Source organism: Arthrobacter sp. 2YAF22_2 (genome assembly GCF_052114645.1).
GTDB lineage: Bacteria > Actinomycetota > Actinomycetes > Actinomycetales > Micrococcaceae > Arthrobacter.
In genome coordinates this window covers 1-5,618 of record NZ_JBFRFD010000228.1, presented here as the reverse complement: position 1 = coordinate 5,618, position 5,618 = coordinate 1, and the positions used below count along the sequence as shown (strand labels likewise).

Annotated in this window: 8 protein-coding genes; 2 read left to right on the top strand and 6 right to left on the bottom strand. The window is 67.5% G+C overall.

Going from position 1 to position 5,618, the window contains the following annotated elements:
• Positions 1 to 1,281 (top strand): AIR synthase related protein (locus AB4Y86_RS10720; protein WP_441402219.1); only part of this gene is annotated, 1,281 nt, incomplete at its 5' end.
• A gap of 66 nt (positions 1,282 to 1,347) precedes the next feature.
• Here the strand turns inward: AB4Y86_RS10720 and AB4Y86_RS10715 are convergent.
• From AB4Y86_RS10715 to AB4Y86_RS10690, 6 genes are all read right to left on the bottom strand, one after another.
• Positions 1,348 to 2,310, bottom strand: a complete 963-nt coding sequence (locus AB4Y86_RS10715) for a hypothetical protein (protein WP_441402218.1) — start codon at positions 2,308 to 2,310, stop codon at positions 1,348 to 1,350.
• 119 nt (positions 2,311 to 2,429) lie between these two features.
• The gene (locus AB4Y86_RS10710; RefSeq protein WP_441402217.1) at positions 2,430 to 2,723 is read right to left on the bottom strand and encodes a DUF503 domain-containing protein; all 294 of its coding nucleotides are present in this window, start codon (positions 2,721 to 2,723) and stop codon (positions 2,430 to 2,432) included.
• Positions 2,724 to 2,797: 74 nt separating this feature from the next.
• Positions 2,798 to 3,115, bottom strand: a complete 318-nt coding sequence (locus tag AB4Y86_RS10705; protein ID WP_441402216.1) for a putative quinol monooxygenase — start codon at positions 3,113 to 3,115, stop codon at positions 2,798 to 2,800.
• Positions 3,116 to 3,175: 60 nt separating this feature from the next.
• Positions 3,176 to 3,778 carry a hypothetical protein gene (locus AB4Y86_RS10700; protein ID WP_441402215.1) on the bottom strand — a complete coding sequence of 201 codons (603 nt, stop codon included), beginning with the start codon at positions 3,776 to 3,778 and terminating at the stop codon, positions 3,176 to 3,178.
• Between the two features lie 14 nt (positions 3,779 to 3,792).
• Positions 3,793 to 4,341 carry a DUF1990 family protein gene (locus AB4Y86_RS10695; protein WP_441402214.1) on the bottom strand — a complete coding sequence of 183 codons (549 nt, stop codon included), beginning with the start codon at positions 4,339 to 4,341 and terminating at the stop codon, positions 3,793 to 3,795.
• Positions 4,338 to 4,751 (bottom strand): MmcQ/YjbR family DNA-binding protein, encoded by a 414-nt coding sequence (locus tag AB4Y86_RS10690; RefSeq protein WP_441402213.1) that lies wholly within the window; start codon positions 4,749 to 4,751, stop codon positions 4,338 to 4,340. Before AB4Y86_RS10690 ends, AB4Y86_RS10695 begins: the two co-directional genes overlap by 4 nt.
• Positions 4,752 to 4,988: 237 nt before the next feature.
• Between AB4Y86_RS10690 and AB4Y86_RS10685 the strand changes: the two genes are divergently transcribed.
• On the top strand, positions 4,989 to 5,618 hold a 630-nt coding region (locus AB4Y86_RS10685; RefSeq protein WP_441402212.1), incomplete at its 3' end, for a 2-oxoglutarate and iron-dependent oxygenase domain-containing protein.

The following is a 5,618-nucleotide window of genomic DNA, read 5'->3' as shown; positions in this document are numbered from 1 at the left end:
GAGAATGTTGCCGCGTTCGAGGCCGTCATGGACAAGTGGGCCGTCGAGTACTCCTGGCTGGGCGAGGTGACCGACACCGGCCGCCTGATCATCACCTGGGACGGCGACGTGATTGTCGACGTCGACCCCCGGACCGTGGCCCACGACGGCCCGGTCTACGACCGCCCGTACGCGCGCCCGGAATGGCAGGATTCCCTCCAGGCCGACACCTTCACCGGGTCGGTCCAGGATGCGGGCCGTCCGTCCGCCCCGGCGGAACTGGCCGCCGCCGTCACCGAGCTCGTGGCGTCGCCGAACATGTGCAGCAAGGCCTGGATCACCAACCAGTACGACCGCTACGTCGGCGGCAACACGGCCATGGCGTTCCCGGACGACGCCGGCGTGGTCCGGGTGGACGAGGAAACCGGACTCGGCGTGGCCCTGGCGACCGACGCCAACGGACGCTACACCTACCTCGACCCGTACCACGGCGCGCAGCTGGCCCTCGCCGAGGCGTACCGCAACGTGGCCACCTCCGGCGCCGTGCCGATGGCCGTCAGCGACTGCCTGAACTTCGGCTCCCCGGAGGATCCCGACGTCATGTGGCAGCTCGCCGAAGCCATCCGCGGCCTGTCCGACGCCTGCATGGTCCTCGGCATCCCGGTCACCGGCGGCAACGTCTCGCTCTACAACCAGACCGGCAGCGTTCCGATCCACCCCTCCCCGGTGGTGGCGGTGCTGGGCAAGTTCGATGACGTCGCGCGCCGTACGCCGTCGGGCTGGAAGGAAGACGGCCAGGCCATCTACCTGCTCGGCACGACCGCGGCGGAACTGGACGGTTCGGAATGGTCCAAACTGCGCGGGCACCTGGGTGGGCTGCCGCCGAACGTGGACCTCGCCGCTGAACGGGAACTCGGTGAGATCCTGATCAACGCCTCCCGCGACGGCATGGTGGACTCCGCGCACGATCTCTCCGAAGGCGGCCTCGCGGCGGCCCTCGTGGAATCCGCGCTGCGCTACGGCGTCGGTGCCCGGATTGCCCTCCAGGACGTGCTGGACCGTGACGGCGTGGACCTGTTCACCGCACTGTTCTCCGAGTCCCAGGCCCGCGCGATCGTGGCGGTGCCGCGCTCGGAGGAAATCCGGTTCAAGGACATGTGCACCGCCCGCGGCTTCGCCCACGTCCGGATCGGCGTCGTCGATGCCGAGAGCGGCACGCTCGAAATCAACGGCGTGGACACGATGAACCTGGACGCCCTCCGCGAGGCGCACGAAGGGACCCTGCCGAGGTACTTCGGCTAGCTTTCCCTGCACCCCCACCACCATCGACTGCTCCGTAGCAGCCCTTTTGACCCCTCAAAACGGCAGTTACGGAGCAGTCGATGTGGTCTTCCGGGACGGGCGCCAGCCGGCCTGGACCAGGGCGGCTCGGACCTTGGCCACGGCAGCCTTGGCGTCATCGTGCATGTGGCGCTTGGAAATCCGGACCTCGGCCCAGCCCAGCGCCTCGTACCGCTCCGAACGGGCGATGTCCCGGACGATCTGTCCCTCGTCGCCGTGGTGCTCGCCCTCGTATTCGACGCCGACCCGGTATTTCCGGTAGGACAGGTCGGGTTCATGGTGCCGGGTACCGGCGTCGTCGATGATCGGCACGTTCAGTTCCGGTTCGGGAAGGCCGGCGCGGACCAAGGCAAGCCTCAGCAAAGACTCCTGCGGCGAATCCGAGCCAACCCGAATGAGTCGAATGGCCTCCCTCGCCCTGCGGATTCCACGCTTGCCTTTGTGTCTGTCGATCATCCGCTGCAGATCCTCGAGGCCGCATAACGGCGTGTCGTTGCCCTCGAGTTCGAACCGCGGCACGCGGACGCAGCTGTCGCCGACCACCACGAGCTCGTCCACGCTCAACATTTCGGCCAGATCGAGCCAGGTTCTCTCGGGGGTGGTGACGGGGATTCTGTTCAGGACGGTGATCTCGTCGTCGTAGAGCTTCATCCGGTGGACGATGATGTGCGGCCGGTTGAGATGGGCTGCGCCTTCTGGCCTGATCACGTGGTACATCTGCGGTCCCTCCGTCTGCCGCCGCGCCGGGAGCGAACCAAGCTCCGCCGCGGTGAGGTGCGACGCGGCGCATCGCTCATTGACCTCAATGAAAGGCCGCACTCTCACGCCCAAGGGAAGGTCCGCCGTCGTGCCAGCGGACCGGATCCCCTTCCCCAGCGATGCCAGGGAGCGGTGGCGGAGCCGCTTGAGCGACACCCCGGCCGCCGCGGCCTCGGCAATGGTGAAGGGGCGTTCCCGGAAATTGGCGGGCAACGGGCGCGCGGTTTTCATGGCCTCATCAGACCAGAATGGCGCAAAGGCCGCAGAACTTATCCACACCCCCAATCCGTTGCTCCATAAGCGCCGTTATGGCCCCTGAAAAGGGCGTTTACGGAGCAATCGACGGGGGGTCAGTCGTCGCTGCGGAGTTCGCGCTGGCGGGCGCTGAGCAGCTCCAGTTCCGGCCGCGCGGCTACGAAGCGTTCGACGGCGGTGAGCACGTCGACGAGGTGGGACCGGTCCGCGGCGACGAGCCCGGCTCCGATCACCGTGCGGCGGTACTGGTCGTGGTACTCGACCTCCGTCACGGACACGTCGAAGCGGCGCCTGAGCTCGGCCAATACCGGCCGCACCACCGAGCGCTTCTCCTTCAAGCTGTGCACATCGCCGAGCAGGACATCGAGTTCGATCCAGCCGATCCACATGGATTAAGCGTAGCGATTGCTCCGTTGGCGCCCTTTTGAGGACTCAAAAGGGCGCCAACGGAGCAATCGATGGGTCAGATGGTGAGTTCGCCCATCCGGTCCCAGCCCTCGCCGTCGATCTGGCGGCTGATGATCCGGGGCGTCTCCAGCAGTGCCTGCGGCATGTCGGCCATGGCCTGCTTGAAGTGGCTGCTGTTGACGTGGTCCCCTGCGGCGTCGTCCTTGAAGGCCTCGACCAGGACGAACTCATTGGGGTCTTCCACGCTGCGGGACCAGTCGAACCACAGGTTGCCCGGTTCCTGCCGGGTGGCGCGGGTGAAGTCCTCCACCAGGCCGAGCCAGCGCTCGGACCAGTCGGGCTTGACCTTGAATTTAACGACGATGAAGATCACGGGGGCGCCTTTCGGTGGGGTGCATCGGGTCCTCCATTCTTGCAGTCTGGGGGCAGCGGCTCAGCAGTCGTTGATGGCTGCCCGCGCGAGTTCCTGTTGCCGCGGCGTGCCGACGCGTTCCGCCCATTGCTCGGCAAGCTGGAACTCGACCATGGCCTCGGCGCATCGTCCCGCTTCGTGCAGGGTCCAGCCCAGGTTGTTGTGCAGCGACACCATCCACCGCTTGGTCCGGAGGTCATGCACCGTGGACGCGTATTCCAGGGCGCTGCGGGTCCAAGTCTCGGCGTGCGCCGGGTCGGCGATGGCCAGCATGTGCAGGGCGTCCACGGCCAGGAATTCCTCGCTGAGGTGGTCGGCGAGTTCCGCGGCCTGTTCAAACAGCGGGACCGCCATTTCGGCGTGGCCGCTGGAGTTCAGCACCCGGCCGCGCTCCAGCAGCACCCGTACCGCCACCGTGGGTTCGTCGCCGTCGATCGAGTCAAGCAGGGCATCCGCTTCCTCGTACCGGCCCTGCAGTCCGATGGACCGGCCCAGCTGGGTGGCCAGCTCCGCGCGTTCGTCGGCGTCGTAGGCCGCATCCGTGATTGCCGCACGGAACCGGGTTTCGGAGAGGGCCGGGTCGTCAAAGTCCCACAGTTGGTCAAGGGTCTGTTGGTTCAGCATTTACCTGCTCCTGCTCAGTTCACGCCTGCGGCCAGTTCTTGTGCACTCCTAACGTATCGGGAAGTGACCAGCCGGCGCGCCCGGGCGGTGACGGCACTGCCGGCCGCGTAGAACCAGTTGGCCGGACCGCCGAAGGCCGTGACCGTGATCAGCACCAAGCCCTGCGCGTCGAGGGAGATTTCGAAGGCCTCCTCGCCGCGGACCGGGTGCCCGGGCAGTGTCCCGTAGCCAAAACCGGCGGACTGCGGTCCGCCGCCGGGGACTGGCCGGCGGACCCACACCACCTCGCAGGGCGCGTTGATCCGGAAGGGGCCGACGCCGAAGCCGCTCACCACGCGCGTCCCGGGGAGCACGACGTCGGACTCCGCCCGGACGCGCAGCCCGGCCCGCCTGTGCAGCTGCCAGGTCAGCAGCCCCTGCACCGCGCGGCGGTAGGCTGCCTCGCCGTCGCCCAGGTAGGCCTGGGTGACGAGGCAGTCGCTGCCCTCGGGCGGCATGCCGTCCTCGGTGGCTCCGATCCCCGCGTAGTTCAGTTCGCCGCCGGCGATCCGGGGCGCTTTCATGGCCGGGCCTCCCCGCGGGCGAGCCGGGCCCAGCCCAACTGCTCCTGCTGCCGGCGGCTCAGGGTGGCAACCACAAGGTCGTAGGAGTCCTCCACCAGGTCGCGGATCATGGAGTCGGGCAGGGCTCCGTCCAGCCGGACCCCGTTCCAGTGCTTCTTGTTCAAGTGCCAGGCGCCGGTGATCTCCGGGTGCGCCGCCCGGAGCTGTTCGGCGAGGGCGGGTTCGCATTTGAGGCTCACCGCGAAGTCGTCCGGGTTCAACGCGGAGAGGGCGAACATCTTGGCTTCGTGCCGGGTCCCGCCGGGCACCGCGGAGCGGACCTTGAAAACCGCGGTTTCCGGCCCGAACGGGTAGTCCTCAAAGGCGCCGGGGAATGCCAGGCAGATACCGCGGAGTGCTGCTGCGTCCATGCCACGAGCCTATCGGCTGCCGCCTACCCGGCAGGGCGGACATCGCCGATGCTGTGCAGTCCTTCCGGGGTGGCGCGGCGTCACAGAGCCAGATCTCTTAGCCGCTCGGGATGGTTACCCGACGAATCTTGCACACGCACCGCGGTTTGAGAAGCCGCACGTCACACGCCGTAAAGCGACGAAACCGGGCTCAATATTGCCTCCCGCGGAGCCACCCCGCGGTGCTAGTCTCCGAATATGTCACCTGAACGGGCCACCATCCCAGTTCTGGACCTGAGTACCGCGCGCCAGCCTTACGGTTCCTTCAGCCCGGAATTTATCGACCAGCTGCGGGACGCCGCACATAACGTTGGCTTTTTCCAGATCACCGGCTACGGCGCCGCCCCAGGCCAGGCCGAGGAACTGCTGGGCCTGCTCCGGCGCTTCTTCCAGCTGCCCCTCGAGGAGCGGATGAAGCTGGACAACAGGCTCTCACCACACTTCCGCGGCTACACCCGAATGGGCACCGAAGTCACCCAGGGCAAGGCCGACGCGCGGGAACAGATCGACTACTCGCCCGAACGCGAGCCCGTCCACGATTACCCGGCCGACCAGCCCTACTGGCTGTTGCAGGGCCACAACCTCTGGCCTGATGAGGCCATGCCGGAGCTCAAGCCGTCGGCCATGGCCTGGGCCGAGCTGATGTCCGGCGTCGGAATGGAGCTGCTCCGTGGCATCGCAGTCTCCCTCGGCCTGCCGGAGGACCACTTCGACGCACCCTTCAGCGGCGAACCGGCCTGGATGGGCAAGCTGGTGCACTACGTCGGCGGCGTGGTGGAAGCCGCCGGGGACCAGGGCGTGGGATCGCATGCCGACTATGGTTTTGTC

What these genes read in the sequence shown, in the direction of transcription:
- AB4Y86_RS10715 (WP_441402218.1), bottom strand. Translation starts at nt 2,310, where the DNA reads ATGAAAACCGCGCGCCCGTTGCCCGCCAATTTCCGGGAACGCCCCTTC.
- AB4Y86_RS10710 (WP_441402217.1), bottom strand. Translation starts at nt 2,723, where the DNA reads ATGTGGATCGGCTGGATCGAACTCGATGTCCTGCTCGGCGATGTGCAC.
- AB4Y86_RS10700 (WP_441402215.1), bottom strand. Translation starts at nt 3,778, where the DNA reads ATGCTGAACCAACAGACCCTTGACCAACTGTGGGACTTTGACGACCCG.
- AB4Y86_RS10695 (WP_441402214.1), bottom strand. Translation starts at nt 4,341, where the DNA reads ATGAAAGCGCCCCGGATCGCCGGCGGCGAACTGAACTACGCGGGGATC.
- AB4Y86_RS10690 (WP_441402213.1), bottom strand. Translation starts at nt 4,751, where the DNA reads ATGGACGCAGCAGCACTCCGCGGTATCTGCCTGGCATTCCCCGGCGCC.